Raw genomic sequence first — 1,809 nt, 5'->3', positions numbered from 1 at the left:
GCGGGTGCGGTCGTGGTGGCGCAGGCCCGCCACGGCATCGTCGGTCTCTCCGGTGAGATCGAGCAGGTGGCCGGAGTCATCGAGTCACTGGCGAGCCAGACCGACTCCATCGGCAGCATACTCGACACCATCCGCAGCATCTCGGAGCAGACCAACCTGCTGGCGCTGAACGCCGCCATCGAGGCCGCCCGCGCCGGTGAACAGGGCCGCGGCTTCGCCGTGGTGGCCGACGAGGTCCGCAACCTCGCCAGCCGCTCCGCCGCCTCCACCGCCGAGATCCAGGGCATGATCAACCGCCTCCAGGAGCAGAGCGCCCGCGCCGTCAGCGCCATGGCCCAGGGCCGCAACCAGAGTCTGGAGGTGGTGACCCAGGCCGACGCCGCCAACGGAGCGCTCGGCCAGATCACCGCCCACATCACCCAGATCAGCGACATGAACATCCAGGTCGCCACCGCCACCGAGGAGCAGTCCAGCGTGGTGGGGGAGATCAACCGCAACGTGGAGGACATCAACCAGCTCACCATGGAGACAGCCGACATAGCCCACCAGCTGACGGAGTCCAGCCGCAGTCTGCAGCAGCTCTCCGGTGAGCTCGACAAGCTGGTCGGCAACTTCCGGCTATGAGATGAAAGAGCGCTTCGGCGCTCTTTTTCGTCCGGGTCGGCAGGGAGTGTCGGCCCGGGCATGACGGCAAACCGTCATGACAAGCCGCTACATTAGCGACATAGCAACACACCAAGGAGCCATCATGCTGGCAGGCAAGATCACGATCAAAACCCAACTCATCCTGGCCGTTACCGTGCCCTGTCTCGCCCTGTTGCTGGTCGGCGCCGCCAGCCTGCGCAGCATGGGCCACATCAAGCAGCAGGCCGATGAGCTGTTCCAGAATACCGCCACCCCCATGAGGGCCATGGCGGAAGTGGCCTCCCGCATCCCGCGCATGCGCGTCGGCATCGACATGATGCTGCTGCAAGACAGCTCGCTGCGCGACGAGAAGGGGGTGCTGACCCGGGTCAAGGAGACCCGCGAGGAAGATATTCCCGAGATGCGTCAGGCCATGCAGCAGGCGGTGACGGCCCAGGTCGATCCCGCCGCCCGGGCCGAGGCCGAACGGCTGCTCGGCCAGTTCGAGAAGATGGAGCGCGAGGAGCTGATCCCCATGCTGCAGGCGCTGGAGAAGGATGAGATGGAGGTGGCCCGCACCATTTATCGGGACAGCTACAGCCAGACCTATGGGGAGATGCGCAAGGGGGCCAACGCCCTGCTCGACGGCCTCATCGGCCAGGCCCAGCACCGCAACGAGCTGAGCCAGAGCAGCTATGACAGCGGTCGCAACCAGATGATCGCCATCATAGTCATCGCCATTGCCATCTCGCTGCTGGTCTCGACCCTCATCCTGATCGGCTTGCGCCGCCGGGTCTCCTTCCTGCAACTGCACATCGGGGATGCCGCCCGCCATCTCGCCCTCGACAGCAGTGCCAGCCTCACCGGCAAGGACGAGCTGGCCGAGATAGCCAGCAGCTTCAACCAGTTCGTGGTCCGCATCCACGGTGCCATAGAGCAGGTGGCAAGCAACTCCCGCCAACTCGCCGCCACCGCCAACGAGGTGGCTGCCAAGGCCCAGCTGACCCAGCACAACTGCACCGCCCAGCGGGATCGCACAGTCCAGGTCGCCACCGCCATCCACGAGATGGGCGCCACCGTCAGCGAGATCGCCGGCAATGCGTCGCTAGCCGCCGATGTGGCCAAACAGGCCAACGATCAAGCCGATGCGGGTGCGGTCGTGGTGGCGCAGGCCCGCCACGGCAT

General features: G+C 65.9%; 2 protein-coding genes. Both read left to right on the top strand.

The features are described 5' to 3' along the window. Positions 1-624, top strand: a 624-nt coding sequence (locus AB5Y91_RS13540; protein ID WP_368170025.1) for a methyl-accepting chemotaxis protein, incomplete at its 5' end; no start/stop codon positions are given. A gap of 124 nt (positions 625-748) precedes the next feature. Continuing rightward, positions 749-1,809, top strand: a 1,061-nt coding sequence (locus AB5Y91_RS13535; RefSeq protein ID WP_368170024.1) for an MCP four helix bundle domain-containing protein, incomplete at its 3' end; no start/stop codon positions are given.

Source organism: Aeromonas sp. R4-3, assembly GCF_040908275.1.
In the GTDB taxonomy this organism is placed as follows: Bacteria; Pseudomonadota; Gammaproteobacteria; order Enterobacterales; family Aeromonadaceae; genus Aeromonas; species Aeromonas rivipollensis.
Note: the sequence above shows the minus strand (reverse complement) of the source record. Positions and strands in the feature narration are given on the sequence as shown.